The sequence below is a fragment of the Pseudomonas sp. LBUM1656 genome, from assembly GCF_059716065.1.
In genome coordinates, this window is sequence record NZ_CP166800.1 from 3,868,421 (window position 1) to 3,894,750 (window position 26,330).

General features: G+C 57.6%; 23 protein-coding genes. 10 read left to right on the top strand and 13 right to left on the bottom strand.

Annotation, left to right across the window (positions count from 1 at the left end; all coding sequences use genetic code 11):
• Window positions 1-63 precede the first annotated feature (63 nt).
• A complete protein-coding gene (locus ACA072_RS17535; protein ID WP_497619389.1) occupies window positions 64-522 on the bottom strand; it encodes an arsenate reductase ArsC in 459 nt (152 codons plus the stop codon).
• 215 nt (window positions 523-737) lie between these two features.
• On the opposite strand from ACA072_RS17535, the gene ACA072_RS17540 reads away from it, so the two are divergent.
• The 3 genes from ACA072_RS17540 (at window position 738) to ACA072_RS17550 (ending at window position 3,100) form a co-directional block, all read left to right on the top strand.
• Entirely contained in the window at window positions 738-1,190 is a 453-nt protein-coding gene (locus tag ACA072_RS17540) for a thiol-disulfide oxidoreductase DCC family protein (RefSeq protein WP_497619391.1), read from the top strand.
• Window positions 1,187-1,555, top strand: coding sequence for a DoxX-like family protein (locus ACA072_RS17545; protein ID WP_497619393.1), 369 nt, complete (start codon window positions 1,187-1,189; stop codon window positions 1,553-1,555). The genes ACA072_RS17540 and ACA072_RS17545 overlap by 4 nt, the downstream gene beginning before the upstream one ends.
• Before the next feature lie 483 nt (window positions 1,556-2,038).
• Window positions 2,039-3,100: an alpha/beta fold hydrolase gene (locus ACA072_RS17550; RefSeq protein WP_497619394.1), complete on the top strand. Its 1,062-nt coding sequence runs from the start codon at window positions 2,039-2,041 to the stop codon at window positions 3,098-3,100.
• Between the two features lie 105 nt (window positions 3,101-3,205).
• On the opposite strand, the gene ACA072_RS17555 is transcribed toward ACA072_RS17550, so the two are convergent.
• From ACA072_RS17555 to ACA072_RS17570, 4 genes are all read right to left on the bottom strand, one after another.
• The gene (locus tag ACA072_RS17555; RefSeq protein WP_497619396.1) at window positions 3,206-3,664 is read right to left on the bottom strand and encodes a metallophosphoesterase family protein; all 459 of its coding nucleotides are present in this window, start codon (window positions 3,662-3,664) and stop codon (window positions 3,206-3,208) included.
• A 381-nt stretch (window positions 3,665-4,045) separates the two neighbouring features.
• Window positions 4,046-4,267 carry a hypothetical protein gene (locus tag ACA072_RS17560; RefSeq protein WP_497619398.1) on the bottom strand — a complete coding sequence of 74 codons (222 nt, stop codon included), beginning with the start codon at window positions 4,265-4,267 and terminating at the stop codon, window positions 4,046-4,048.
• A gap of 110 nt (window positions 4,268-4,377) precedes the next feature.
• The gene (locus tag ACA072_RS17565) at window positions 4,378-5,598 is read right to left on the bottom strand and encodes an MFS transporter (RefSeq protein WP_497619399.1); all 1,221 of its coding nucleotides are present in this window, start codon (window positions 5,596-5,598) and stop codon (window positions 4,378-4,380) included.
• 39 nt (window positions 5,599-5,637) lie between these two features.
• Window positions 5,638-6,666 carry an alpha/beta hydrolase gene (locus ACA072_RS17570; protein ID WP_497619400.1) on the bottom strand — a complete coding sequence of 343 codons (1,029 nt, stop codon included), beginning with the start codon at window positions 6,664-6,666 and terminating at the stop codon, window positions 5,638-5,640.
• 181 nt (window positions 6,667-6,847) lie between these two features.
• Between ACA072_RS17570 and ACA072_RS17575 the strand changes: the two genes are divergently transcribed.
• Window positions 6,848-7,777 (top strand): LysR family transcriptional regulator, encoded by a 930-nt coding sequence (locus tag ACA072_RS17575; RefSeq protein WP_497619401.1) that lies wholly within the window; start codon window positions 6,848-6,850, stop codon window positions 7,775-7,777.
• Window positions 7,778-7,897: 120 nt separating this feature from the next.
• Here the strand turns inward: ACA072_RS17575 and ACA072_RS17580 are convergent, their stop codons facing one another.
• The 4 genes from ACA072_RS17580 to ACA072_RS17595 form a co-directional block, all read right to left on the bottom strand.
• Window positions 7,898-8,845: a diguanylate cyclase gene (locus tag ACA072_RS17580; protein ID WP_497619403.1), complete on the bottom strand. Its 948-nt coding sequence runs from the start codon at window positions 8,843-8,845 to the stop codon at window positions 7,898-7,900.
• Window positions 8,845-13,395, bottom strand: coding sequence for a PAS domain-containing hybrid sensor histidine kinase/response regulator (locus ACA072_RS17585; protein WP_497619405.1), 4,551 nt, complete (start codon window positions 13,393-13,395; stop codon window positions 8,845-8,847). The genes ACA072_RS17580 and ACA072_RS17585 overlap by 1 nt, the downstream gene beginning before the upstream one ends.
• A gap of 214 nt (window positions 13,396-13,609) precedes the next feature.
• On the bottom strand, window positions 13,610-15,619 hold the full coding sequence (locus ACA072_RS17590) for a putative bifunctional diguanylate cyclase/phosphodiesterase (RefSeq protein WP_497619407.1): 2,010 nt from the start codon (window positions 15,617-15,619) through the stop codon (window positions 13,610-13,612).
• 476 nt (window positions 15,620-16,095) lie between these two features.
• On the bottom strand, window positions 16,096-17,253 hold the full coding sequence (locus ACA072_RS17595) for an alkene reductase (RefSeq protein WP_497619409.1): 1,158 nt from the start codon (window positions 17,251-17,253) through the stop codon (window positions 16,096-16,098).
• Window positions 17,254-17,343: 90 nt separating this feature from the next.
• On the opposite strand from ACA072_RS17595, the gene ACA072_RS17600 reads away from it, so the two are divergent.
• On the top strand, window positions 17,344-17,721 hold the full coding sequence (locus tag ACA072_RS17600) for a winged helix-turn-helix transcriptional regulator (protein ID WP_497619411.1): 378 nt from the start codon (window positions 17,344-17,346) through the stop codon (window positions 17,719-17,721).
• Window positions 17,722-17,819: 98 nt separating this feature from the next.
• Window positions 17,820-18,422: a P-loop NTPase family protein gene (locus ACA072_RS17605; protein ID WP_497619412.1), complete on the top strand. Its 603-nt coding sequence runs from the start codon at window positions 17,820-17,822 to the stop codon at window positions 18,420-18,422.
• On the opposite strand, the gene ACA072_RS17610 is transcribed toward ACA072_RS17605, so the two are convergent.
• The 3 genes from ACA072_RS17610 to ACA072_RS17620 all read right to left on the bottom strand — a co-directional run bounded on the left by ACA072_RS17610 (window position 18,416) and on the right by ACA072_RS17620 (window position 21,170).
• A complete protein-coding gene (locus tag ACA072_RS17610) occupies window positions 18,416-19,405 on the bottom strand; it encodes an MBL fold metallo-hydrolase (protein ID WP_497619414.1) in 990 nt (329 codons plus the stop codon). The two genes, ACA072_RS17605 and ACA072_RS17610, sit on opposite strands and share 7 nt — an antisense overlap.
• A gap of 198 nt (window positions 19,406-19,603) precedes the next feature.
• Complete coding sequence (locus tag ACA072_RS17615) at window positions 19,604-20,602, bottom strand: acyltransferase family protein (RefSeq protein ID WP_497619416.1); 999 nt, start codon at window positions 20,600-20,602, stop codon at window positions 19,604-19,606.
• Between the two features lie 226 nt (window positions 20,603-20,828).
• A complete protein-coding gene (locus tag ACA072_RS17620; RefSeq protein ID WP_497619418.1) occupies window positions 20,829-21,170 on the bottom strand; it encodes a hypothetical protein in 342 nt (113 codons plus the stop codon).
• A 209-nt stretch (window positions 21,171-21,379) separates the two neighbouring features.
• Between ACA072_RS17620 and ACA072_RS17625 the strand changes: the two genes are divergently transcribed.
• Complete coding sequence (locus ACA072_RS17625) at window positions 21,380-21,628, top strand: hypothetical protein (RefSeq protein WP_497619420.1); 249 nt, start codon at window positions 21,380-21,382, stop codon at window positions 21,626-21,628.
• 448 nt (window positions 21,629-22,076) lie between these two features.
• Window positions 22,077-22,436 (top strand): DUF6124 family protein, encoded by a 360-nt coding sequence (locus tag ACA072_RS17630; RefSeq protein ID WP_497619422.1) that lies wholly within the window; start codon window positions 22,077-22,079, stop codon window positions 22,434-22,436.
• A gap of 174 nt (window positions 22,437-22,610) precedes the next feature.
• On the opposite strand, the gene ACA072_RS17635 is transcribed toward ACA072_RS17630, so the two are convergent.
• Window positions 22,611-22,994 carry a VOC family protein gene (locus ACA072_RS17635; protein WP_131063055.1) on the bottom strand — a complete coding sequence of 128 codons (384 nt, stop codon included), beginning with the start codon at window positions 22,992-22,994 and terminating at the stop codon, window positions 22,611-22,613.
• A 197-nt stretch (window positions 22,995-23,191) separates the two neighbouring features.
• On the opposite strand from ACA072_RS17635, the gene ACA072_RS17640 reads away from it, so the two are divergent.
• A complete protein-coding gene (locus ACA072_RS17640; protein ID WP_497619424.1) occupies window positions 23,192-23,674 on the top strand; it encodes an HIT family protein in 483 nt (160 codons plus the stop codon).
• A 277-nt stretch (window positions 23,675-23,951) separates the two neighbouring features.
• The gene (locus ACA072_RS17645; protein WP_497619426.1) at window positions 23,952-26,207 is read left to right on the top strand and encodes a TonB-dependent siderophore receptor; all 2,256 of its coding nucleotides are present in this window, start codon (window positions 23,952-23,954) and stop codon (window positions 26,205-26,207) included.
• Window positions 26,208-26,330 lie beyond the last annotated feature (123 nt).

Below are 26,330 nucleotides of genomic sequence, written 5' to 3' on the forward strand. Positions count from 1 at the left end.
CTACCCCGTTTCGTGCAGCGGCAATCCCGATAGAGGTTGCCGCTTCCACGCTCGCGGGACGGATCAGGCTTGAGTAGTGTCCGGTGGAGCAACGCCAGCCTCTGCGCTTGAATGGCGAGTCTTTACAGTGACAAACATTTTGACGCGATCGTGAATTTCCTGGAGCGCGTGACGAAAAGGTTCGTGCCTCTCACTGCTTGCCGGGTCCTCAAAGTTCCACGTCATCACCTCGCCGGGGAACGACATCCTGCCTGCTTCTGCGGATGACTTGTCACACAGGGTGATGACATAGTCGAACGCCTGCCCCTCAAACTCTTCGATTGATTTGCTGCGCAACCCGGTTGTCTCGATGCCGATATGGTCGAGCGAATCGCGTGTGCGCGGGTCGACCTCGCTGCCCTCCAGACCTGCGCTGAACGCTTCAAAGTGATCGGAGTCGGTATGCCTGAGAAGGGCTTCCGCCATCAATGAACGAATATCATTTTTCGCGCAGACGAACAGAACACGCAATTTTTCGGTCATGGTCATTTCCCCTTTTTATTCGGTAGCGAGAGTGAACTGGATGAGGGTTGCGCTGATTAGAGTAGAGCAGCGTTTTTGCTTGTGGGGTGTTTTGACCGATGGGACGCACTTTCACAGGCTCAACGCTGATGGGTTGATGTGACAGGCAAGCCGAAAAGACTTTCGCCCTGACTCGCGGGTATGATCCGGGGCAACCCCCCTTCGGCCTCATATCTATGCCAGCGTCCAGAATCCGGCCCTCACCCGCGCCGTTCCTCCAGCCAGGCGAAACGGTGGTCTTGTTCGACGGCGTGTGCAAGCTATGCAATGGCTGGGCAAGATTTTTGATCCGCCACGACCACCACCGACGCGTGCGCCTGGCGGCAGTGCAATCGCCCGAGGGGCAGGCGCTGCTGGCGTGGGCCGGTTTACCCCTGGATCAATTCGATACCATGGCCGTGATCCGCGACCAGCATTATTGGGTGCGTTCGGATGCAGTCTTCGAAGTCATCGCCCGGTTGCCCGGCGCTTGGCGTCCATTACTACTGTTGCGCGCCTGTCCACGCAGGCTGCGAGATTGGGCCTACGATCGTATTGCGCTGAATCGATATCGGCTCTTTGGAAAATACGACACGTGCCTGTTGCCCAATCCCGACCATGAACGTCGATTCTTGAAAACGCCAACGTGAGCGCCTTGAAACGCACCCACTGGATCGCCCGGGGAAGCCTGGCGTTCATGTTTGCCTACCACGGTCTGGTGCCCAAGCTGCTGTGGCTGAGTCCCGGCGAGCGGACCATGATTCAAGCCCATGGCATCGATCAGGTGGAGTTGTTTGCCTATGCCGCCGGGGTCATGGAAATTGCCCTGGCTTTATGGCTACTGCTCGCGTCACGCATTGCCTGGCCGCTGATCGTTGCCTCGACGGCACTGGCGGGTCTGCTGATGGATGTCGCGATTGTCAATCCGTCCATGCTCAGGGATGCCTTCAATCCCGTCACCCTCAATGTGGCCGGACTGGCGCTATGCGCGGTGGCCTGGAATACCAGGGTTTGAGCAATTGTGTGAACCGATCCGCGGCCATCTCCCAGCCAAAGAATCTTCGGCGTTGAGTGGAAACTCATCGCTCCCAACTTGAGCCCAAGATGACGCTGCAAAGATTCACTCGCTGGAAACCCGGATACTTGCAGGCGAGGAAGTCATCGTTGAAAGTCCCGAAGGTACTCTGGGGCCGGTGCTGCAGCCCGTGATAAAACGCGTCGATCATCTGATGGGCGAAATCGATATCGCGAGGACAGGCGGCGATCACCGCTTCGCGTTGCTCGTCGCCAATATTGCGAATGTTGAATGAGCCAATCGCAGCTTTTTTTGTTGCGCCGCTGTGTATGACAGTGTGTCTGGCTATCCTCTTGATACATCAGTTTTCACCCGGCTTGCACTTCGACACAGGCCAGATACGTCACCGCGTTGAAATGCATTCAAGGTTTCAAGGGGCTCAGCCAGAACCCCTTGCCAACGGCTTGCAACGGAGACATCACCATGAAGATGGCAATGCAAAACAACATCGGCAACACTCGCCGCTTGGTCAGTTCGTCGATCCTGGCGTTTGCCCTGTTCGGCGCGCTCGGCACGGCCCACGCACAAACGCCCGCCGCCGCACAACCGGCCGCAATCAAGACCGACGCCACTTATTCAACACCCTCTCCGTTCGGCCCGCTGAAGCACATCAAGGCAGGCCTGCTGAACGTGGCCTACGCCGAAACCGGCCCGGCCGACGGGCCGGTGGTGATTCTCCTGCACGGCTGGCCGTACGACATTCACAGCTATGACGAAGTCGCCCCGCTGCTTGCGGCGAAGGGTTATCGCGTATTGATGCCGTATGCGCGTGGCTACGGTGATACGCATTTCCTGTCCGATAAAACCCTGCGCAATGGCCAACCGGCCGCGCTGGCCAGCGATGTCATCGACTTCATGGATGCGCTGAAGATCAAGCAAGCCGTGCTCGGTGGTTACGACTGGGGCGCGCGTTCCGCCGGCATCGTCTCGGCGCTGTGGCCAGAACGGGTCAAGGCGCTGGTGTCGGTCAGCGGCTATCTGATCGGTAATCAGGCGGCCGGTAAAAACCCGCTGCCACCCAAGGCTGAATTGCAGTGGTGGTATCAGTTTTACTTTGCCACTGACCGTGGTCGCGCCGGGTACGAGAAAAACACCCACGACTTCGCCAAGTTGATCTGGCAACTGGCTTCGCCGAAATGGGCGTTCGACGACGCCACCTTTGACCGCAGCGCCAAGGCGCTGGACAACCCGGACCATGTCGAGATCACCGTCTTCAACTACCGCTGGCGTCTGGGCATGGTCCAGGGCGAGCCCCAATACGAGGCGCTCGAGCAGAAACTGGCCACCGCGCCCTCCATCAGCGTGCCGACCATTACCCTTGAAGGCGACGCCAACGGCGCACCGCACCCTAAGCCTGAGGACTACGCCAAGCGCTTCACCGGCAAATACGAGTTCCGGCTGATCAGCGGCGGCATCGGCCACAACCTGCCGCAGGAAGATCCGCAGGCGTTCGCCAAGGCGGTGATTGATGCGGATCACCTGTGAGGCAGATCTGAAATAGCACCTTCACAACGACGGCTCGTTTTATTAACGAGCCTTTTTTTTGCGAATATGGCCAGTCCCATTATTGCTTCAGCGCGTTCGCGAAAATCATTCCAGCAGCGAGACCAGACGCGGCTCTATCGAGGTCTCGAGCACCTCCAGCAAAGCCAGCGTCACCGGCAGCTTGAAGCGCCGCCGTCCCGCGCTGCCGGGATTGAGGTAAAGCTGTTCGCCACGCCACTCTATCCGTGGCTTGTGCGAATGACCGGTGATTACCAGCTTTATGCTCGCTTCAAGCACGGCTGGGACATCAGCAATGTCATGCACCAGCAGCGTCTCCCATCCGTCGAGATCGAAACGAAGAAGGTCGGGGATATTTTCTGCCCACGGGGCGTCCAGGTCATTGTTCCCGCGGACGACGTACAGGGGAGCGATAGCCCGTAGTTGATCGAGTATTTCGGCGTCGCCGATGTCGCCCGCGTGAATGATTCGTTCACACCCCGCCAGGGCAGCGAGGGCTTCAGGGCGGAGCAAGCCGTGGGTATCGGAAATCACACCAACTTTCATGTACGGCTCCGCAGCAGGATCAGGAATCGGAACAGAGTGTAGCCCGGTGAGGAGGAGCAGCCTTGCCGGGTTTTTGTGCCTGCTGTTTCAGGTTGGGCTTCATTTGCTAATGCGCTTTGCGAGCAAAAGAGAATGCATCAACGCACGCCTAAACGACTTGATATTTACTCTTCATACCTCCAGGCGTGGTGTACTTTGCCAACGCCGCCGGTCCGCAAGGTGGGTCGTGCAAACGGGCCATATCGCCGACCGCCATGCTGGCGCCGATAGGGGCAATGGCCTATTGCTTGGCGGTTAAAGTCTGCTCACTCACTATTTGATTCTCCGGTTCATGGGAGGTACTGGCGCTGGCTATCCGGGCCCTGGCGAAACTGGCCAGGATTACGAAGCCCAGCGCCCCCAACCGGACATGGCAACAATCAAAGGGTCAACCCGTACACGGCCAGTGAAATAATCGGCAGACCCTGACATCGAGGCTTGCTCTCCCGCGCGAGTGATTTGCTGGCGAGCCGGGTTCTGCTCGGCCGCGACGGCTGGCCCGAAGTAAGTGCCGGTAAAAAACGCCAGTGCGGCCAGTGTTGAGGCGGCGCGAGAGTGGTTCATGGAAGACTCCTGTCTCAGTTCAAGTATGGGGCTGACGTACAGCGCTTGAGTAATTCGAGTCGCACTAGCTTTGCATCCCTAGTCAACTGCTTTGTCCGTCGAATGGATGGTCACCGGGTGTGCGGCACAGGCGAACGTGAGGTTAGAAACGTCATCAAGGCGGCTAGCATCAGCAGCGCTGCGCTGGCGATGAAAGTGCTTTGGTAGCCGAGAGTGTCAAACAGTACGCCGCCCACGGTGGAACCCACCGCGATGGCCAACTGCACGATTGCCACCATCAGTCCACCGCCCGCCTCGGCGTGATGTGGCAAGGCGTGCGCAATCCAACTCCACCAGCCCACGGGCGCTGCCGTCGCAATAAATCCCCAGAGCCCCAGCAGCACCGCCACTGCGAGAACCCAAGTGCCAGCAGGAATCAGTGCCAAAGCAATCGCGGCCATCAGCAGTGAGGTAGTACTCAGGGTGCCGTAGAGGCTGCGTTTCAGCACCCCGCCGATCATCGTCGTGCCACAAAAGCCAGCTATGCCGATCGTCAATAGCAACAGAGAAAGGGTTGGCACGTTAACCAAAGTTACTGTTTCCAGAAACGGGCGCAGGTAAGTGAACAGTGCAAACTGGCCCATGAAAAACAGGCCGCTGGCGGCCATACCCAGCGCCACCGTGCGATTTTTCAACAGTTTGAAAACATTGCCGGCACCTGGCGAACGTTCCTGTGTTGCCATACTGGGCAGGCTTGTCCATTGCCAGGCCAGGGCAATCAGTGCCACCGGAACCAAGCAGAAAAATGCACCGCGCCAACCTATTACGGAGCCCAGATAACTGCCCAGTGGCGCTGCCACCACCATCGCCAGAGCGTTGCCGCTGTTGAAAACAGCCAGCGCCCTGGGCACCTGTGCGGCCGGAACCAGTCGCATCGCGGTGGCTGCCGACATCGACCAGAAGCCGCCTATCACCACACCAATCAGGGCACGCCCAACCATATAGATCAGGTAGTTCGGGGCAAGTGCCACAACGGTCCCCGACACCGCCATCAAGCCAGTTAGCACCAGAAGCAGCGTCTTTCTATTGATGGTGCCGGCGATCCAGCTGATGGACAGGCTAGCCAACACTGCAAACGCGCCAGAGATGGCAAGCCCCTGCCCTGCCAAGCCTTGACTGACGTGCAGGTCGTCTGCCAATGGCGTCAGCAGGCTGACAGGCATGAACTCCGATGCGATCAGCGCGAACACGCACAATGTCATCGCATAAACGCCGCCCCAGTGAGCAGTACGAGTGCCTGTTTCGCTGGCGGAGGTGGCGCCCAAATGGGTGTCAGCGCATGTGTTGTTCATGGTTGGATTGATAAGCCTCGGTAGGGTGATGGCAGCCGGTTACTTCAGGTTGCTCTGGAAGAACTGGGTCAGCTTGGCGAAAGGAATCAGCTCTACCCGGTCATACAGATCGACATGGCCGGCATTGGGCACAATGACCAACTCTTTAGGTTCACCCGCCAGGCGGAACGCCTCTTCGCTGAACTCGCGGGAGTGGGCGTTTTCACCTGCGACAAACAGCATCGGGCGGGGCGAAATACTCTCGATATCTAAGAATGGGTAGAAATTCATGAATTTGGTGTTGCTGCTCAGCGTCGGGCGGGTGGTCTGTTGCGGCGTGGAGCTTGTCGGGGTGAATTCGCCACGCGGGGTGCGGTAGAAGTCAAAGAACTCGCGCTGAATGGGGTGGGTGTCGGCATCGAGCTCCTGCACAGTGCCGCCGGTGTATTCGATCTTGCCGCCCGTGAATTCCACATATCGTTGCTCGGCCGCAGCTGCGATGACCTGCTTGCGCTGCTCAAGGGTTTGCGAATGCTTGAGACCGTTGCGGTTGGCGGCGCCCATGTCGTACATGCTGACAGTGGCGATGGCTTTCATGCGGGGGTCGATCTTGGCCGCGCTGATCACAAAGCTACCGCTGCCACAGATACCCAGCACGCCGATGCGCTGACGGTCGATAAAAGGCCGCGTGCCCAGGTAATCCACGGCGGCACTGAAGTCCTCGGCGTACATGTCCGGCAGCACTGCATTGCGTGGCATGCCTTCACTTTCGCCCCAGAACGACAAATCCAGCGCCAGGGTAACGAAGCCCTGTTCCGCGAGTTTTTGCGCATACAGGTTGGAGCTTTGCTCCTTTACCGCGCCCATCGGGTGGCCAACGATAATGGCCGGGCTACGGGCGGCGTTGTCCAGACCTTTAGGAATGAACAGATTGCCCACCACATTGAGCTGGTACTGATTTTTGAAGCTGACCTTTTGCACGGTCACCTTGTCACTTTTGAAGAAATTATCTGCACCGTTGGACATATCGGCTCCTAACGCGGTGAATGAACTCAGCAGAAACCCGAGCATTACGAGAAGTTTTTTCATGGAGCATCCTTTTCAGAGGAAAGCTAACGGCGACGCAGGCAATTAGCGCCGGGCTCGCCCCTCTTCTTGCAAGAGGGGCTGGCATGCCAGCTATTGTTGCTGAATGACGAGATTTTGATTAGCTAATGAATACTTAATGCGGTTATAACCACAGCTAATCAATCGCCCAAGTGATATCGCTATGGCTAAACACAATTTCAACGATCTGCTGGCCTTTGTGACCGTGGCGCGCGTGGGCAGCTTTACCCGCGCGGCGGTTCAACTAGAGGTGACCCAATCGGCAGTGAGTCAGGTGGTTTCGGCCCTGGAAGCACGTCTAAAAATTCGCTTGCTTACCCGCACCACTCGGAGTGTGTCTCTGACCACGGCGGGTGAGCGGCTGCTGGAAGCGGTGGGCCATCGCTTCGATGAAATCGAGGCTGAAGTAGACGCTTTGACCGAGCTGCGCGACAAGCCGGCCGGCACGGTGCGGATCACCTGCGGTGACAACATCATCAAGACCACGCTGCTACCCAAGCTAACGCCACTGCTGCAGATGTACCCGGATATCAAGCTGGAATTCGATATCAACTATGGCTTTCGCGATATCGTCGCCGACCGCTTCGATGCCGGCGTGCGCTTCAGTGACACGGTGGCCCAAGACATGATTGCCGTGCCCATCGGCCCGGCTATACGAATGGCGGTCGTGGCAGCGCCAAGCTACTTCGCCCAAAACCCCGCCCCTGAACACCCTCGCGATCTGGCAACACATCGCTGCATCGACATACGTTTCCCTACTTATGACGGCATGGACGCGTGGGAATTCGAGCGCCAGGGCAAAAAGCTGAAAGTGCGGGTAGCCGGCCAATTGGTATTCAACTCCACTACCCATATCGCCGATGCAGCGGCCAGCGGGCTGGGCATCGCTTACCTGCCCGAGGACGAGTTTGCCTCACAACTGGCTCAAGGGCGCCTGGTTCGGGTGCTGGAAGACTGGTGTGAACCATTTGGCGGCTTTCACCTGTACTACCCCAGCCGCCGGCAACCTTCCCAGGCATTTTCGCTGGTCGTTGATGCATTACGGGTCGACCGCTTGCCACCAGATGCCAGCCTGACCGCCACGGATGCGTGACCGCGACGATTGGAGCGAGTACGCGGAGAAACGCCTAGCGTTTTCGATTGGCGCAAGTTCCTGATTCAGCGCTAGCCCATGAGATCCATTCGAAAATGCAGTCTGCAAAGGGAAAAACCCTTAACGGGATGACATTGCAGATGAACATACCCGAGCCCTACCAGCTTTCTTCGCTTCATAGAGTTGCTTGTCCGCAGCCTCTATCAAAGCCTGGAATTCAAGATCGCGAGAGGGCGTCAATGTTGCGACGCCCAGAGAAATAGTCACCACACGATCTACATCAGAAGTCGAATGTTCAATGCCCAGCGCCCGGACACGCTCTTGCATTTTTTCTGCAATTTCGACCGCTCCAGAAAGACCTGTATTGGGCAGCACACAGGCAAACTCTTCGCCACCATACCGAGCGACCAAGTCGTAGGGGCGTCTAACCGTTTCAAATAACACTTGGGCAACGGATTGCAAGCAGCCATCTCCAGCCTGGTGCCCGTATCGGTCGTTGTAGCGTTTAAAAAAGTCGACATCCACCATAATGAGCGACAGCGGCTTTTGCTCTCGAAAGCACTGGCGCCAATCCGCCGAGATGTCCTCATCGAATTTGCGTCGATTGGCCACTCCAGTAAGGCCATCCATTAATGCCATGGAACGCAGCAGATCGCTCTGTAGTTTAAGGGCCAGGTGTGTTCGCACACGGGCTTTGACGATGATTGGATTGAAGGGTTTGCTGATGAAGTCCACCGCGCCAAGTTCCAGGCCTAGTACCTCATCCGACTCCTGCTGCTGTGCGGTAATGAATATGATGGGGATGTCCTGGGTCGCAGAGTCAGCCTTGAGTCGACGGCATACTTCATGCCCGTCCACGCCCTCCATGACCACGTCCAGCAGAATCAAATCGGGTAGCAGGGTCTGGCTTACCGTGATCGCCTGCTCACCGCTGGCGGCCATGAACACATCACAATCCTCACGAAACAACTCATGGAGTACCCGGATATTAATCGGTTGGTCGTCGACAATGAGGAGTTTCGGGCGGTTATGGGGATGTGCTAACCAGGTTTCCATCGATAGTTCCATCAGGCAGATCTCAAAAGTTCACGACCAAGCGGCATCGCAGCGCAAAAGTCTAGCGACTGCACCATGACAACAAGTTCGTCGAACTGTGGGCGCAGGGATTGCGGCGTTTTTGACGCCAATGCGTCTGCCAGCTCTATGGCTTGGAGGTTGCCAGCTTCCAGCAACAGCAAAATCTCCTCAAGGGATTCTCGCCATTGCGTGAGCGCCATCAATTCGGAGTCAACACAGCCCTTTGCGCTCGGGCTCTGACCAAAGTCGACATTCATCTGCTCAAGGCTTTGTTGCAGTAACCTGCTCAACTCATCAAACCATGTTGCGTCAGCAAAGATGCGCGCTACAGACCCTGCATCTGCGGATTGTAGTTTTTGCTCCAGGTCGCCGGCCAGTAGCGACATCGCCTTGGCCCCCATGGTGCCGCTGCTGCCTTTAATGGAATGGAGCACGAAAATGGCCCCCGATGCGTCTCGCCGCTGGATCTGATCCTGCAACCGGCCAAGCAGTTTTTCTAGCTCGGGGCCAAAGTTACGCAGCACGTTGCGGATCAAATCGAGGTCACCACCAAAGCGACTAATGATCGATGCACGCGAATCGATCACGCCTTGTTCTGTATTGACTTGGCCCGAGCCTGGAGATGCCTTGCGATCCTCAAGGCCCACTTGAAAAAGCAATGTAGCGACGAGTTGTTCCAGATCTATGGGCTTGCTGACATGCTCATTCATCCCCGCAGCAAGACAGGTCTCACGGTCGGTGTTGGAGGCATTTGCGGTCATCGCCACGATCGGCAGCGTTGCAAAACGTGGACTCGATCGAATGCGACGGGTCGCCTCCAAGCCATCAATATCCGGCATCTGGATATCCATCAACACGGCGTCGAAGGGCACCTTCTCAGCCAACACCCTGCTCACACCTTCCAGACCACCTTCAGCCAACGTTACTTGAGCACCTTCTCCTGTCAGTAACTCATCGGCAACCTGCCGATTAAGCATGTTGTCTTCCACCACCAATAGCCGCAGCCCGGCCAGGCGCTGCAGCCTGTCAACTGATGACTTGGACGGGAGTGACTGCGCAAGGCCTTTGCCGTTGAGTGCTCGCTGAACGGCGTCGGCTAACTGCTTAGGCGTGACAGGCTTGGTGAGAAACCCCACGAAGGGAGCGTCTCCCAACTCGCATGCGTCGGCCAACACTTCTCGGCCGTAAGCGGTAATCATAATGATCAATGGAGGAGGTATGCCATTGCCCTGCTGATGGATCAATTGCGCAGCGCTCAGCCCATCCATATCGGACATCCGCCAGTCCATCAGTACCACGTCGTAGGCCTCGCCTCTCGCCTGGGCGTTTTTCACCCATTTCACTGCTTGTGTGCCACCACTCACGAGGTCGGCTTCCCACCCTAATGCATGAACGGTTCGCAACAGCAACTCACCCGCCATGGCGTTGTCGTCCACTACCAGTATCCGTATGGACACATCGACTACAGGGGGGGCAGATCTCAGCAGCGAGCTCGGCTCAACATCAAGGGTGATATCGAACCAGAAGCGGCTTCCCATACCCTGCTGGCTCTCCACCTGAAGTTCACCGCCCATCAAGCTGACCAACCGCTTACAGATCACCAGGCCCAGACCGGTGCCACCAAAGCGGCGGGTGGTTGAAGCCTCGGCCTGAGTAAATCCTTCAAAAATGCGCTGAAGTTGCTCCGGGTTGATACCGATACCTGTATCAGAAACTGCAATGCGCAATCTCACAGAATTTTCCGTGCGCATCAGTTGTTCAACGCTGACCACGATCTGACCTTCCAGGGTGAACTTGAGGGCGTTACCCGCCAAGTTGATCAGCACCTGTTGCAGTCGCAGGCTATCGCCTATCAGGTCGTTGGGTAGATTGGAGTCCAGGTCGAACATGACCTCGACTTCTTTCTGACCCTGGTTGCCGGCCAGCACAACGGAGAGGTCACGCATGAGCGATTCGAGTTCGAATGGGTGCACATCGAGTTGCAGCTTGCCGGCCTCAATCTTGGAGTAATCGAGGATGTCATTGAGCAAGCCCAGCAGTGATTTCGCAGCGGACTGTGCTTTGGTCACATAGTCGAGTTGACGACCATTCAGGTCAGTGTTCTGCACTAACTGCAACATGCCCAACACGGCGTTCATCGGCGTGCGTATTTCATGGCTCATGTTGGCCAAGAAGGCGGACTTGGCCGCACTCGCGATATCGGCCTGTTCCTTGGCGTACAGCAGATGTGACTCCAGTTCGCGCTGGGAGGTGATGTCCCGATTAATACCCGTCACACGCAAAGCCGCACCGCTGGGACTACGCTCGACCTGCGCGCCTGCCTGTATGAAGCGAATCTGGCCGTCCGGGCGAACGACACGGAAAATGGTGTCGTACACCCCCTTCCCCTCGACTGCGGCACTCAGCTTTTCAGCCGCTGCCACCACATCGTCGGGGTGAACTCGCGAATACCAGTGCTGATAACCCAGACCATTATTGCGCAATGTCAGTGGCTGACCGTAGAACTCGAACATCCGATCATTCCATTGCAAGGCATTGTCCGCCAACGTCCAGGACCAGACGCCCAGTTCGGCTACTTCAGCAGCCATCAGCAACTGATCATGAATCGCCATCAGCTCACTACGTTGTTTCTGTGTCGTCTCCAGGCTCGCAGCCAACTCCTTCTCCGCCGCTTTACGTTCGGTGATGTCAACCGCGATGCCCAGATAGCCGCTCAATTTTCCGTCGTCATCACGCATGGAGGTGACCACCAGCGTGACAGGAAACCGCGAGCCGTCCTTACGTATGTAAGTCCACTCCCGGGTTTCCGCACCTTCAAGCTCAGGTTTATGGGTAAACACACGGAAACCATTGATTGTCTGAGCGTACTCTTCGCTCAGTTCAACGCTACGAGCGGCGAGTTCCTCTCGCACATGTATCGATTCAGGTGTGTGCTGACCCAGCAACTCATCGGCGTGATAACCCAACAAATGCTCGGCGCCTTTGTTGAACACACGGATAACGCCATCGAGATCCGTCGCGATGATCGAGACCTCAGTGGCCGAGCGCAGCACGCTGCCTAACAATAGATTGAGATGCCGCAACTCGGAAGTTCGCTGCGCAACCTGCGCTTCCAGGTTTGAATTGAGTTCAAGAATTCGGGCTTCTGCTACTTTTTTCGCCGAGATATCTCTCAGCGTCTTGGAGGCTCCAACGACGCGACCACCCTCTCCATAAATGGGTGAGATGCTGGCGGAGATATCAATTAGCCGGCCATCTTTGCGGCGGCGCTGGGTATCAAAGCCAGTGATACTCTCCCCGGCCCTTATGCGCGCAAGGATATGGGCTTCCTCAGCTGCAAACTCCTCAGGAATAACCAGACTAGCGAGCGTCTGGCCCACCGCCTCCTCGGCGGTATAGCCAAAAAGGTGCTCGGCACCTTTGTTCCAGTTGGTGACGATGCCATCGAGTGTTTTTCCAATAATGCCATCGGCCGAGCTTTCGACGATGGTGGCAAGCCTTGCTTGTTCGACGAATATCTGCCGCCGGCGTTGGCGGCTGACACTCGCGACACCCGTCAGAGTAGCCAGTAGAAGAGTGAGCAGACCACCAAGCAACAGGATGACTGTTGGTGAAACCTGATGCAGGCGCTGGATGAACATTGGATGCGCGCCGAGTTCGATTTGCCATCGCCGCCCGTATACCTCGCGCTCCGACTGATGGGTCATCAGCGTTTCACGGCTAGCCGAGTCGTTGGTGCTTTCATAAAACAGCGTCTCCTGCCCAGGGACAGTGATATCCCTCAATCGCAGATGCACCGTCTCGTTTTCTATGCGCAGGCCTCTGAGTACCTGCTCTGTCTGCAACACGACATAGATCCAGCCAAACGCTGCTGTCTCTCGTTCAACAGTGGTCGCCGGAGTCTCGCCGCCGCGAAAGATGGGCATCAACACCAGAAAAGACTGCTGCGGTTTCGCTGTGTTCTGTATCAAAGTGATGGGCCCGGTTATCCGTGCTACACCGCTCTGTATCGAGGATTGGGCAGCCTCTCGCCGCGCCGTTTCCGAAGCTATGTCCAAGCCAATTGCAGCCTGGTTACCCTCAATAGGTTCCACATACTGGACAACGTAACGCTCGCCTGAATGGGGTGAGAGTTGACGAATGGAGAAATCAGTTTTGCCATCGGTCCGAGCGTAATTGAGAAACTCGCGTTCATCACGCTCCGCTACTCGTCTGATAAAGCCTAAAGCACTGGCGCCGGGGAACTCGGCGGCGAGGTCGCGTGTTTGGTGATATTGGCCAAAAACCTCGCGGCTGATGCCATGCTCACCCGCTATCTGCACCGCTCCACGAGCGCCACGCAACCCGTATTGGTAAAGATCGAGGCGAGTTAAAACCAACTCTGCGGCTTCCTCGGTGGCCGCGGCGATCGCTTCTTGAGCCTGCTGTTCGTTGATGCGTTCGAGGAACCAGGCACCCAGAATGCTTGCCCCTAACCCCACCACCAGAGTGACAGCTACCCCCCAGCTCAATGCAAAAAACTTATGTTTTCTCACCCGCATTATCCCATTGCAGAAGACCTTCAAGCCTTCAATATGCTCTAAAACGCTTTCGCACAGCCTCGGTCGCTTTCTGTGAGTCGCGACAGGCAGAAATCAGCCAACAGCGGACAGTGATCGGCAGTATGCAGCTGGAAACGATATCAGCCAGAAGCATTCAACAGGCAATGCGAGCGGTTGTCGTCGTATGCTCCCAATCGGTTAGAAGCTTGTTGAGCTATTTGCGCTCTCGTTCTACATACCAACGTACAAACGCCTCAGCGCTTACCGGACGGCAGACGTGAAATCCCTGGGCCATGTCGCAGTTGTAACCACCCAGAGCATCAAGCAACTCGGCCGTTTCCACACCTTCGGCGATGACCGTCATGCCCAGATTGTGACCAAGATCGACGACGCTCCGTACAATGAGCTCGTTGGCCTGATCGTTTTGCATGGCCAGTACAAAGGATTTGTCGATCTTGAGTTCGCTGATGGGCAGGTCCTTCAACTGAGCCAGGCTGGTGTAACCGACGCCGAAATCATCGATGGCAATATGGATGCCCAGCGCATGTAACTGCGTGAGAATGGCACGAGCCGCATTGGAATCGAGCATGATGGCGGACTCGGTCACTTCGAGCATGAGCATATTCGGGGTCAGTTTGTGGTGTTCAAGTAGGCCGACGATCTGAGCCACCAGCTTGTCGTCCAGCAGGTTGCGTGCCGAAATGTTCACCGCGACCGGTATCCATATTCCGGCGTCGGCCCAGGCCCGCACCTGAGACAGCGCGAGGTTCAGCACGTATTGAGTAAGAGAGCCGATGATCCCGGTGTGTTCGGCAAACGGAATGAACTCATCTGGATTCACGCGGCCGCGCGTCGGATGCTGCCAGCGCACCAACGCCTCTACACCAGTGACTTCTCCTGTGCTCAGGTTGACCTTGGGCTGGTACTCCAGGAACAATTCGCCTCGATCCAGACCTCGCCGCAGTTCGCCGAGTATTGCCAGGCGTTCCGGGGAGCGACGATCCGCTCCGGGGTCATAGGCAAGTATGCCCTTGCCCTGTTTTTTGGCGGCATACATGGCGATGTCGGCGCGCTGCATGAGTGTCGCAGGATCGTCACCGTGCAGACCCGAAACCACGACTCCAAAGCTGGCTTCGACATCAAGGTCGACCCCATCGATTTTGAACGATGCGGTGATCGCGGTGTGCAGCCGTAGCGCTGCTTTCAGCGCACCATCCAGGCCCTCGACAGTGGGTAGTAGAATGGCAAACTCGTCACCTCCCAGGCGGGCGACCGTGTCGATTTCCCGTGCCTCACTGATCAACCGCTTGCCGATCTGGTCGAGCAAAAGATCCCCGTAGTGGTGCCCCAAGGTGTCGTTGACTTCCTTGAACCGGTCAAGGTCGATCAGCAACAGGGCTGTGGTGGAACCTTGGCGGCGCCCCAGGCGCAATGCCTGCTCGAAACGGTCAGCCAGCAGCGTTCGATTGGCCAGTCCGGTGAGCTTGTCATGCAGTGACGCGTGTAGGGCATCCTTGCGTTGACTGTCGAGCTCGACCCGTGTGCGCTGTAGCACTTGGGCGAACAATCCGACGAGAAGCAGCCCGGCGATAAAAACGATGGGAGTGCTATTGGCGTTGAAGGACTCCCGTGTGCGCAGTTTTTCCAGAGCCAGGATAGATTCTTTGTGGCGGTCGGCTGCCGCTTTCAGGACGACTCTTTCAATCTTTTCGAACCGCGGATCGGCCTCCTCATTGTCGATCCAGTGCACCCGGGCATCATCTCCAAGATCGACGGCATCGAACAACTTGTTGACGCTTTCAAGGTAAAGAGTCAGTGACGTGCGAACATCCTCGACGAGGAGATGGTCTGGAGGCGATCCAAAGCGGTGAACACGCTCAAGCGCACTGGTTAGTTGCGTTACGACAGTCTTGAACTTACTACGAACCTTCGGGCTGGGGTCCAGCCGATATTTACGCTCCAGAGACTCGGCGGCTGCGACAGCCGTCGCCGCCGCTGTGTAGTGATCGGACAGGACGCTCGAAGCGATAGCCTCCTGTCCCAGGCGTCCAGTGGTCACTGAAGACCACACCGCAAAGACGCTGATTCCCAGCAGTACGGCGACCAGACCATGGCGCGCCCACCTACTGGGAATTGATCTGCTCCAGCGCATGAACTTGGGTGTGGCGATCACTTGCGCAAGTGCTTCAGGATACTGCGGACTGGCTGGCGGTAAATTGCTCATTGCGCTACCTCATGTAGGCGTGAGTGCTTCCATTCTTATTGGCAAAGTCCACCAAGCTTTCAGCTTAGTCGAAAAACGAATTAAACCTTGAATATTGAGCAATCAGTTTGGATACCTGAAGCCCATTAGCTGTCGCTATGGCAAAAATATTTTCAGTTTAGTGTCGCGAAGGAACCGATAGACTGCTCCTGGCCGTTTTCTGCCCGTCACGAATGACCGGTTTGGGTTGCAGCCCGTCGCGAAAGCAACAATCGGCCAAAAGCTGACTATGAACACACCACCTATGATCAAGCCGCCCCCCGCACGCCCAACAAACCCGGCCCACGTCACATTGTCTCTCGAACAAATGTTCGGGACGGCGCCGCGCACTCATGGTCACCGCTTTGGGTAGCTCGTTGATACGGAGATTCACCACACGTATCGCAGGCATTCACAGCACCACCCTTATCAAACGCCCGCTCGCCCCACCGCCGCTATCAGCCCACCCGGCGTGAAGCACGACCTAGGGAATAGGCAGGAAAGTCCGTATAACCCACCTCCCCGCATCGGGTGTAATAGGTTGATCGGTCCGCTTCGTCTAACAGCCAACCGTGCTTGAGACGCTCAACCAGATCCGGGTTTGCGATGTAGGGTCTGCCGAAGGCGATCAAGTCCACCAACCCGGTATCAAGCGCAGCCTGAGCGCTTTGGCGATCAGTGAATCCGCCGCACCAGATGATTGCGCCAGGAAACACTGCCCGAACCTTGGCCAGCAGCGCGTGGTCGAGGTGGTGCGATTTGAACTCGGCCACCTCCATGTTCGCCTCAGGCATCAGCTCGTAGACCAGGTGCAGATAGGCAACGCCGAGACGACCCAAACGCTCGGCAACGTAGAGCAAGGTTTCCTCGGTGCGAGGGTCTGCCGGAATGCCGTTGAACTTGCCGAACGGCGACAGGCGCACACCCACGCGCCCCGGGCCCAATTCACGCACCGCCGCTTCAACAACTTCCAGCAGGAACCGTGTGCGGTTTTCTACGCTTGCGCCTCCATATAAATCGGTGCGCGTGTTGAGTACCGAGTTCATGAACTGCTCGAACAGATAGCCGTTGGCGCCGTGGATTTCGACACCGTCAAATCCCGCCTCGCGTGCGTGGATGCAGCCTCGCGTGAAAGTATCGACCAATGCCATCACTTCCTCAGGCCTCATGCGCCGAGGCTTGCCCGCAGGGATATGGGCCAACTTGCCGTCAGGGCCGTGGGCAAACACCTGCGATTCCGCCCTTTCCTCGGTCACCCCCCAAGGTGCCTCGCCGTTCGGCATGAGCGATGGATGGGCCATTCTGCCGACGTGCCACAGTTGCACAAATATCGTGCCGCCATTGCGGTGAACCTCATCGGTCACCAGACGCCAGCCCTCCCGTTGGGCTGGCGTGTAAATGCCGGGGGTCATGGCATAGCCATTACTGGACGGCGCAATGTCCGTTGCCTCGGTGACGATCAGGCCGGCACTGGCTCGCTGCCCGTAGTAGGCGGCCATCAATTCATTGGGGACATCACCCTCGGACGTGCGCGTGCGGGTCATGGGGGCCATGACCATGCGGTTCTTCAACACAACGGTGCAGCCAATGAACCGGGATTCAAACAGGTCTATCATGGGTCTTCCTTCGGGTCGGACTTGATCGGAAGGAAAGCGTACTTTTCGTAAGTCGCGCCCATCTACACACCGTTTAGTCAGTGGTGGCACATGAAGACAATCAATAGACTGCCGGGTTTGCCGGTCGAGCGTACGCTGGCGGTGCTCTCCGGGCGCTGGAAGGGGGTCATCCTCCATGTGCTGCTGGACGGACCGCAACGCACCTGTGATCTGGAGAAGCGCATTGTCGGCGTTTCACAGAAAGTGTTGATCGAGCAGCTGCGAGCGCTTGAGGAACACGGGCTCGTGAGTCGGCAGCCCAGTGCCGAGGATCGCCAGGGGATCGAATACCTGCTGACCCCGCTGGGCGAAAGCCTGCGGCCCATTCTGGAATCGCTGATCGAATGGGGCGTGCATCACGCCACGGAACTCGACGAGGCCCATCGGCTGTTGCCATGTGAGGCGGTTGTTCGGGATCGTGTTAACTGACTTGAATTGAACCGGGTACGGTCGCGCGCGGGATCGGCCTTTAACTGCCCCTCCAAAACCTGCACAATCGCCGGCTTTTTTCTCGACAGGAAGTCCTCATGCAACGGATTGTAATTCTGGGCAACGCCGGCAGCGGCAAATCTACCCTTGCCCGCGCCCTCGGCGAACGCCTGGGTTTGCCCGTGGTGCATCTGGATACGTTGTTCTGGGAACCCGACTGGGTCGAACCCGATGCTGAGCAATTCCGCGCGCGGGTCCGCGAATCAATCACAGCGGATACCTGGGTTTGTGAAGGCAACTATGCGCGTCGAACCTTCGACCTTCGACTGCCCCGTACCGACCTGATCATCTGGCTGGATACGTCGCGGCTGACCTGTTTAACCCGGGTGATCCTGCGCAGCGTCATGAACCGCCCTCGCGCTGACCTGCCAGCAGGCTGCACGGAGAAGCTCGATCGTGCGTTTCTGACCTTTCTGAACTTCGTGTGGAATTTCGATCGTGGCTACCGCCCAGGGATCGAGGCAGTGCGCCTGGCCATAGGCCCGCAAATTCCTACGGTGCACTTACGCGGTACACGGCAGATTGCGGCATTTCTCGATGGCTTGCCCGCAATGCCTGGAACCTCCGTCCGGTCTGAACAGCCCGCGCGAACGGGCTGCCTTGACCTGGACGGAGGTCCGGACCCAACACGCAGTCAGTAGTCCCAGAAAGCCGCTACCCAGCGGAAGGCGTCACCGTCGATGGCCACTCGGCCAATGGAGGGAAACGGCAAGTGTGTGGCGACAAACAACTCACCGCTCGCCGCTGCTTCTTGCATCAGGCGCACCCGGACGCGGACTGATTCCTCAGGGTCATGTTCGAAGCCGTTGTGCCAATCGGGGTGCTCGAAGGCGACCGGGAACAGCGCGTCGCCTGCGAACGTCAAGCGCTCACCGCCGGAGTTCACGTAAACCACGCTGTGCCCCGGAGTGTGGCCGCCGGTGAGTTTGACGACCACGCCCGGCGCCACCTCATATTGGTCTTCGAACGTTTGCAGCTTGCTGTGGAATTCCTGCATGAACTGTTGGGCAGTTGAGCGCAGGACGTCCGGCACCGGCGTCGGCATGGTGGTGAGGGAGAAGTCGGGTGACGCCCAGAACGCGACCTCGGTCGCTGAAACGTGGATCCGCACGTCCGCACGCAGCCGGCTCTTCACCGCGTCGACGAGCAACCCGCCGATATGGTCCATGTGCATGTGGGTAATCACCACGTCGGTCACGGACGCCAGATCGATGCCGGCGGCTTCCAGCCGCTTGGGGAACATTCCGGCCCGCGGAAAACCGGGGAACTGCCCTCCCAGTCCAGCGTCGACGAGTATGGTCTGGTCGCCGCTGCGCAACACCAGCACGTTCAGTGGCCAATCGAGCGAGTCCGGCGGCAGATACTGACCCTTGAACCAGGCCGCGCGATCGGCCGGGTCGACATTGGTGGACATCGTCGACGTTGGCAGAGGCAGCACCCCATCGCTGATCACCAGCACGTCAATCTCGCCGACCCGCAGTGCATAGCGCGAAGAAACCAGCTCCTCGACTCCCGATCCACCGGGGTGTGAGGTGCTGTGCCAGCTTATGTTTGACTCCTGCAGACCGCTGCTTTCCTGATGGGCTCCATCCTTTGCGGCGGGGAAGTTCAGATGCGTCGTCATGGTCGTTCTCCGATTGCCTGGCTCAAGGAATCTTGAGCGAAAGCCGCTCTCTCGACGTGAGAGGAGCGGATCGCCCAGGAACCGAGTCTGCATCGCGACGCACCGCGCCAGCTACCATACCTGGGTATGGTGCGCTTGCACCTTGGCGTGATCATTTCATGCAAAAGGGTGGAGCAGGTCTCTACGAAGTCACCCGCACTAAGCCGCCGTTTCGCCGCCTTGCGGTTTACCCACGCCATACCTCACGCCCGCCCGAAGCGCGTGACGCAGATTCAGGGCCGGCCGTTCGATGCAGTAGTACGACACACAGCTCAACCCGAACGACAGGATCAGAACGGCGGCAACAATGTGCGCGTCGTAGGCCACGGGCCAGAAAGCGCGCAGGACGTACATCACCACAAAGTGATTCAAAAACACGCCGTAGCTGATGTCCCCGAGGAACTCGTCGACCCGATGAAACTTGAGTTTCGTCAGCACGTACACCGCCGGGATGCCTAACGCGATGCCCGCCGTCACCTCCGCGTTAAACGGCCGACGCTCAATCAGTCCCGCTTCGATTGCCGCAAACATCAAGGCAGCCAACACGGCGGTGCCGGCAGCGATCGCCAGACCCTTCGCCTGCGGTTTGTACAGGTAGCTGCCGCACAGGAACATGAACAAGACGCCCGGCAACAGGCGATAGCCGTAAACATCGGTGTTGATGAAACCAAGACAGGCGGTCATGAAAACCGCGACAGACAAAGCAAACGCGACGCCCCTCGCCTTGTAGATAATCAGGAAAGGAATCACCAGGTAAAAACACATCTCAAGCCCCAGCGACCAGGCCGGCGGCAAGACCAGCGATCCAGCGAACCCGAACATATAGAAACCCAGGGGCACCATGGTGAGGCTCTGCGCGATGTTCCTGAGTGTCAGCTCGGCGGCTTGGGGTGTGCCGGGCAGCAGGAAATAGATCACGGTGCAGGATGCCAGGAAGTAGAACAGGAACTGAGGGTAAAGCCTCAGGGCCCGGTCCATGTAGAACAGGCCGATTTTCTCCGGCGCCTTGTAGTTGCGCTCGATGAGCGAGGTCATTACGAAGCCGCTGATGATCAGAAAGGAAATCACGGCAACCACGCCAGGGTTAAGCCCCGCGAACGTCTTGCCCATATGAGACACGGCCACCAGAACGGCCAACAACAGACGATAAGCTCCCACCCTGCTCTCCAGACATCCTTATATTTATGGCGCGTAAGCTACGATGCTTTCCGTCCTGAGAACAGGCTTTTTTCGTGGTGCTGGAACCTTCCTTTATCAGCGCGATATCAATCCGGCGATCCGTGATGAACCAAAAAAAAGCCCCGCAACCGAAACGCGGTGCGGGGCAAAAAATTGGTTGGTTGCGGCCAACCAAAGGAGCGCTTGAAAAACGTTTAAAGCCGGGTCAGATGCAATCCTGTGCGGCGCGTCCAAAACTCGACGGCAGGAAATTCGAGGCCAGCAATTGCCGCTCGTAGATAAACACTTTGCCGCCACTGCCGGTCTTGTAGGCTTCCAGCACGTTGTCGGCGGAGACTTTGCTCGGCACCACGATCCGGTAGCTGCGCTGGGTCTGCGTGACGGTCGGGTTCAACGCACTGCCCTGCAATTTCGGCACGACGCAGTCGGCGTATTGGGCCGGTGTCTTGCGGGTCTGCAAGGTCAGCGTCGGGTCGTTCGGTGCAGAGGCGCAACCGGCCAGCAACAAAGAGGCAAACGCCATGACAGGTACAAACAAAGGGCGCATGGATGTCATCCTGAAAATAAAAAATTCCGGTTCATCACGCGACGGGTCTGCGTCGCGGGCGGTGTTCGATGGGGGCGATTGTCCGGTGATTGCTGACAAAGCAGAACTTGCGTTTCTTGATTGTCACTATTACTTCCAGCAATAGTTGCGTGCCCCGCAGACTGGTACACACTCAATAACAACTTAAAAAAGATTGATGAGGCCTTTCCTTGAGAACGTTTGACCTGATCCGCGACGCCGTCCTGCCCGATTTCCGTGACCGGGTGGCCGATTATTTGATCGAGTACGAAACCGTACTGCTAAGCGAAATCGCACCCGCCCCAGAGCTTGCGCGTGCCACCGCCAATCAGCTGCGCGGTTATTTGCGCGGGTTGAACACCACGCGGGTGTTGGGTATGGCGGATTGGGAGGAGCTGGATCGACGGGTGGTGGATACGTGGCTTTTGCCTGACCAATGAGAGGTTCGGCGGGTCGCTTCGTTGGCCGGAATTGAACCTTGATTAGCTCGCCTCAGGGCGTGCGCGCTCACTGATTAAACAGGCTGGAGAGTGCTTGTTTAAACACCCTCGAGTTTACGTCCTGAAAGCTACAAAACCTTGCGCCGTTGCCTACGGCTGCGCCAGAATCCGCCGGCTTGTGCGCCTAGAGCCCCCTCGGTAACTTGATACCCGTCACTGCCCATCAGTGATCGGGTTTCGCAGCCCGGGTAATCTCTAGACGCACAACGTCTACGTCTCATGAGCAGACGCTTCATCAGGTCTGTCATTCATGTCATGGCGGCTGTGCGTGGGAGACCTTAGGGTCTGCCGGGTTCCTAGAGTCCTGGTCTGCGAACCCGCGTACAGTTGCCACCTATTTTCGTTTCGCAGCGAAGGGTGGCAGCTCCATTTCTCTAGGAGTCTTGCCATGTTCAAAGTTACGCCAAACCCACCGGACACTGATCCGGTCTCCCCGTATGAACCCGATTCAAAGAAGCTCAACGAGGCCGCCGAGCGCGCCCTCGACTTTCACTTCCCGTCGAATGCCGACATCAAAGCCACTCCACGAACACGCAGCACCCTGTTTTCCGTGGACCCGGAGGCCACGGCCGAAACATTGGCGGTTTATCTGGTCGAGACGCTGGCCTCGGTCGACGTGATGGTGCACCAGTTGGTGGATCATCTGGAGGGTGAGTCGCGTTATGCCCTGCTGGGTATTTCCAACAGCATCATGGTCGCGGAGATTACGGCGAATCGGGTGCTGGATAGAATTGATCTGCCCAAGTAGTTGCGGTCGGCTGTGGTGAGTGGGTAGCTGATGTTGGGTTGGGCAGCGGTGCCTTGTTGGGGCTGCTGCGCATCCCAGCGGGAGCAAGCTCCCTCGCCACAGGAGCCCCCTCGCCACAGTTTTTACTCGACTGAAGATTGTCTTAGGTGAACAACATGACAGGGTTAAACAGGCTTAAACAGGGTTAAAACAATAAGCAGCCAGTTTGTTGCCATCCAGATCACGCGCATACGCAGCGTAGGCGTTCGGCGCCCAGCCACGCGGTCCCGGGAGGCCTTCACAGGTGCCGCCAGCGGCCAATGCGGCGGCATGAAACGCGTCGATGGCCGCACGGGTCGGCGCCTCGAAACTCACGGTCACGCCATTGCCAACGCTGGCAGGTGCACCGTTCGCCGGTTTCAGAACGAAGAAAGCCGGTGCGTTCTCGCCCCAGATAGAACCGTTGTCGCCGAGGTCTGCAATACGTTTCTGGCCAAGTTCGCCCAGTACGTTGTCGTAGAAACCGCGGGCCTTGCTCAAGTCATTGGTGCCGACTGTAACGTGAGTGAATACGCTCATTTTTATAGCTCTTCGTCAGGTTGAGAAAGACGCGCAGTACGGCGTCGGGGTTCGGCAAAGAATGTGCCCCGGTCATTTGAAAGAACAGTGATGAATCGGTATTAATCCGATGCGAAGAGCGCATGGACACAGCCTCGGCCTTCACAACAGCCGACGCCTTGATACTCTGTGTGCCCCATGATCATGGACATCAGCACATGGAAGTAGCATCACAATTCGTCATTCTTGAAACCGAACATTGGCTTCTCAATCATCACCTGTCATCGGCGCTTCCCGGCTATCTGATGCTAGGGTCGAAAACTCATGTCAACTCGCTGGCTGAACTCCCCGACGGTGCGCTGGCTGAGTTGGGTGGGCTGATGGCCAACATCCAGAAAACCCTTGAAATGCAGCTGAAGCCGAAGTGGCTCTACATCAGTCGATTCGGTCATGACCCTGGCTACCCCATCCACTTTCACTTCATCCCGGTGTACGCCTGGGTCGAGGAGCTTTTCTGGAAAGATGCCAGGTACAGGCTTTTGCAGACATTCGCCAACATCGAAAACGCCCAGTCACTGACTGACGGAGCGGAACTGACGCTGTTTATCTGGCGAGAGTTTGGAGAGAGCCCGGAGCCGCCGGCAGCCCAAGGGCCGTCAATCGACCAGATCATTGATGATTTACGCAAAGCATTCAGATAGAGGCGGCAAGTCTGCCCGTTCAGGGTTCAGTTGCGTGGCGATTCTCGCGCAGGGTGAATCCGTCGCAACGGGATAGCAGAAACACACGCTCCGTCACATCCCTGCGCACATCGTCCAGCATTTCCAGCCACTGACGGATCCGGCAGCCCTGTCCGAGAGTAGGTGGGATATCGCATTTGATAAATAATCTCAAATGAGAGTAAACCGTATTCCAGAACGTATTGTGTTTGCGTATGATACGGATTCTCAATAACAGCAAAATCAAATGTGAGCTCGCATGACCGCCCCCCTCTCTCTGCGTATTCAAAACTCCGTGACGCCGCGCTCGCCTTCGACCCTGCGCCCCCTGGCTCTCGCAGTGCACATGCTGGCAGCCGGTATCGCCATCACTGCGCCCTCCGTGCAGGCGGCGGAACAGACTGAGCAGACCGAGACTGGAAGTGCTGTGACCCTGGCGCCTATCGCGATTACGGAGACTGCCACTCGCGAACGCAGCGCCATCACCGAAGATACCCACTCATACACCACTGACGCTACACGCACGGCCACGCCGTTAAGCATGTCGCTGCGCGAGACGCCGCAGTCGGTCAGCGTCATCACCCAGCAACGCATTCAGGACCAGGATCTGCATACGATCCTCGACGTGGTCAACAATGCGACCGGTGTGTCGGTCAACCGCTACGAGACCAGCCGGGCGCAGTTCAACGCCCGTGGTTTTGAACTCAACTCGCTGATGATTGATGGCGTGCCCACCATTTATGAGCAGCCATGGAGTTCGGGGGAAATTTTCAGCAGCCTGGCCATGTATGACCGCGTTGAAGTCGTACGCGGCGCCAACGGCTTGATGACCGGTGCCGGCGACCCGTCCGCGTCCATCAACATGGTGCGCAAGCGCGCCAACAGTAAAGACCTGAAGGGGTCTGTAGAACTGAGCGCCGGCACATGGGACACCTATGGCGTCGAGGCCGACGTCTCCACGGCGCTGAATGAGGAAGGCACTGTTCGCGCGCGGCTGGTCGGGGAAACCAACGAGGGCGACACGTGGATCGACATGAACTCGAACAAGCGCCAGACCCTCTACGGCACGATGGATATCGACCTGACGCCCGACACCACGCTCTGGTTCGGCTTGAGCCGGCAAGAAAGCAACGCCGACTCGCCGATGTGGGGCGGCCTGCCCGTCTGGTACGCAGACGGCAGCCGCACCAACTGGAGCCGCTCGAAGTCAACCTCCGCCAAATGGAGCAAGTGGGACACGACCTACGAGACCTACTTCGTCAATCTTGATCACACCTTTGCCAACGACTGGCAAGTCAACCTCAGCTACAACCGTGGCGAGCGCACCGGCGACTCTTCCCTGCTGTACCTGTCCGGTAATCCAGGCAGGAACGGTAGCGCCGGCATGTCTTCGTTCCCGGCGACCTACAAGACCGAGACCACCCAGGACGACTACGGCATCCGTTTCAATGGCCCGTTCTCGTTCCTCGGTCGTGAACACGAATTGGCCTTCGGTTATGTCGACAGCAAGCAGAAGTTCGACGCCGACTCGCTCGACGCGCAGACAGGCTTTGACGGCGTTGCCGATTTCGATGCCTACAACGGCAATTTCGCAGAGCCGGTATGGGGCCCGAGGACCGATTACGGCTACAGCGAGACACGCCAAAAAGGGCTGTACGCCGCAACCCGCCTGAACGTGACCGACGATTTGAAAGTGATCCTTGGCGCGCGTGAAAGCTGGTACGAGAAGACCAGTGATGACATTTTCTCGGAAGTCAGCAAGACCGATGTCGATCATGAGCTGACGCCTTATGCGGGTATTGTCTACGACCTCACCGACAACCTCTCGGCTTATGCCAGCTACACGGAGATCTTCCTGCCGCAATCGGTACGCGACCGCAGTGGCCAGGCATTGGAACCGATCGTTGGCGAGAGCACTGAGTTGGGCCTCAAGGGTGAATACTTCGGTGGCCGCTTGAACGCTTCCGCTGCGATTTTCCAGATCAAGCAGGACAATCTGGGCCAGAACACCGGCGCGCTGATCGATCCTTCAAACCCGGTTGGCGGCTTCGCCTACGAGGCGAGTGAAGGCGCGACCAGCAAGGGTTTCGAGCTGGAAGTTTCCGGCGAACTCGCAACGGACTGGAATGCATCGGCCGGTTACACCCAGTTCACGGCCGAAGATGCCAAGGGCGACGACGTCAACACGCTGTACCCGACCAAGTTGCTGCGCACCTTTACCACCTACCGTCTGCCAGGTGCTTTTAACAAGCTGACCATTGGCGGCGGGGTTAACTGGCAGGATTCGATCTACACCTATGCCGTCAACCCGGCCGGCAATTCCGAGAAGATCCAGCAGGATGCCTATGCCCTGGTCAACCTGATGGCTCGCTACGAATTCACCGACAACCTCTCGGGCCAGCTGAATGCCAATAACGTCACCGACGAGAAGTACTTCGACATCTTCGACGCCTACGGCGCCCTGACGTACGGTGCACCGCGCAGCATTACCGCTTCGGCGAAGTACCGTTTCTAAGGCACCCGGTCGGGTGGCGCTGCTACCCGAGATCTACAATACGAAGAAAGCACAACACCGGCCTTGCGCCGGTGTTGTGCATTTTGATGATTGGCAACTCTGGATTCAGCCGGCCAGTTACAC

What these genes read in the sequence shown, in the direction of transcription:
- ACA072_RS17560 (WP_497619398.1), bottom strand. Translation starts at nt 4,267, where the DNA reads ATGAACCACTCTCGCGCCGCCTCAACACTGGCCGCACTGGCGTTTTTT.
- ACA072_RS17570 (WP_497619400.1), bottom strand. Translation starts at nt 6,666, where the DNA reads ATGAAAAAACTTCTCGTAATGCTCGGGTTTCTGCTGAGTTCATTCACC.
- ACA072_RS17600 (WP_497619411.1), top strand. Translation starts at nt 17,344, where the DNA reads ATGAAGACAATCAATAGACTGCCGGGTTTGCCGGTCGAGCGTACGCTG.
- ACA072_RS17635 (WP_131063055.1), bottom strand. Translation starts at nt 22,994, where the DNA reads ATGAGCGTATTCACTCACGTTACAGTCGGCACCAATGACTTGAGCAAG.
- ACA072_RS17610 (WP_497619414.1), bottom strand. Translation starts at nt 19,405, where the DNA reads ATGACGACGCATCTGAACTTCCCCGCCGCAAAGGATGGAGCCCATCAG.
- ACA072_RS17575 (WP_497619401.1), top strand. Translation starts at nt 6,848, where the DNA reads ATGGCTAAACACAATTTCAACGATCTGCTGGCCTTTGTGACCGTGGCG.
- ACA072_RS17605 (WP_497619412.1), top strand. Translation starts at nt 17,820, where the DNA reads ATGCAACGGATTGTAATTCTGGGCAACGCCGGCAGCGGCAAATCTACC.
- ACA072_RS17595 (WP_497619409.1), bottom strand. Translation starts at nt 17,253, where the DNA reads ATGATAGACCTGTTTGAATCCCGGTTCATTGGCTGCACCGTTGTGTTG.
- ACA072_RS17550 (WP_497619394.1), top strand. Translation starts at nt 2,039, where the DNA reads ATGAAGATGGCAATGCAAAACAACATCGGCAACACTCGCCGCTTGGTC.
- ACA072_RS17540 (WP_497619391.1), top strand. Translation starts at nt 738, where the DNA reads ATGCCAGCGTCCAGAATCCGGCCCTCACCCGCGCCGTTCCTCCAGCCA.
- ACA072_RS17585 (WP_497619405.1), bottom strand. Translation starts at nt 13,395, where the DNA reads ATGCGGGTGAGAAAACATAAGTTTTTTGCATTGAGCTGGGGGGTAGCT.
- ACA072_RS17590 (WP_497619407.1), bottom strand. Translation starts at nt 15,619, where the DNA reads ATGAGCAATTTACCGCCAGCCAGTCCGCAGTATCCTGAAGCACTTGCG.
- ACA072_RS17640 (WP_497619424.1), top strand. Translation starts at nt 23,192, where the DNA reads ATGGAAGTAGCATCACAATTCGTCATTCTTGAAACCGAACATTGGCTT.
- ACA072_RS17535 (WP_497619389.1), bottom strand. Translation starts at nt 522, where the DNA reads ATGACCGAAAAATTGCGTGTTCTGTTCGTCTGCGCGAAAAATGATATT.
- ACA072_RS17630 (WP_497619422.1), top strand. Translation starts at nt 22,077, where the DNA reads ATGTTCAAAGTTACGCCAAACCCACCGGACACTGATCCGGTCTCCCCG.
- ACA072_RS17565 (WP_497619399.1), bottom strand. Translation starts at nt 5,598, where the DNA reads ATGAACAACACATGCGCTGACACCCATTTGGGCGCCACCTCCGCCAGC.
- ACA072_RS17580 (WP_497619403.1), bottom strand. Translation starts at nt 8,845, where the DNA reads ATGGAACTATCGATGGAAACCTGGTTAGCACATCCCCATAACCGCCCG.
- ACA072_RS17555 (WP_497619396.1), bottom strand. Translation starts at nt 3,664, where the DNA reads ATGAAAGTTGGTGTGATTTCCGATACCCACGGCTTGCTCCGCCCTGAA.
- ACA072_RS17620 (WP_497619418.1), bottom strand. Translation starts at nt 21,170, where the DNA reads ATGCGCCCTTTGTTTGTACCTGTCATGGCGTTTGCCTCTTTGTTGCTG.
- ACA072_RS17645 (WP_497619426.1), top strand. Translation starts at nt 23,952, where the DNA reads ATGACCGCCCCCCTCTCTCTGCGTATTCAAAACTCCGTGACGCCGCGC.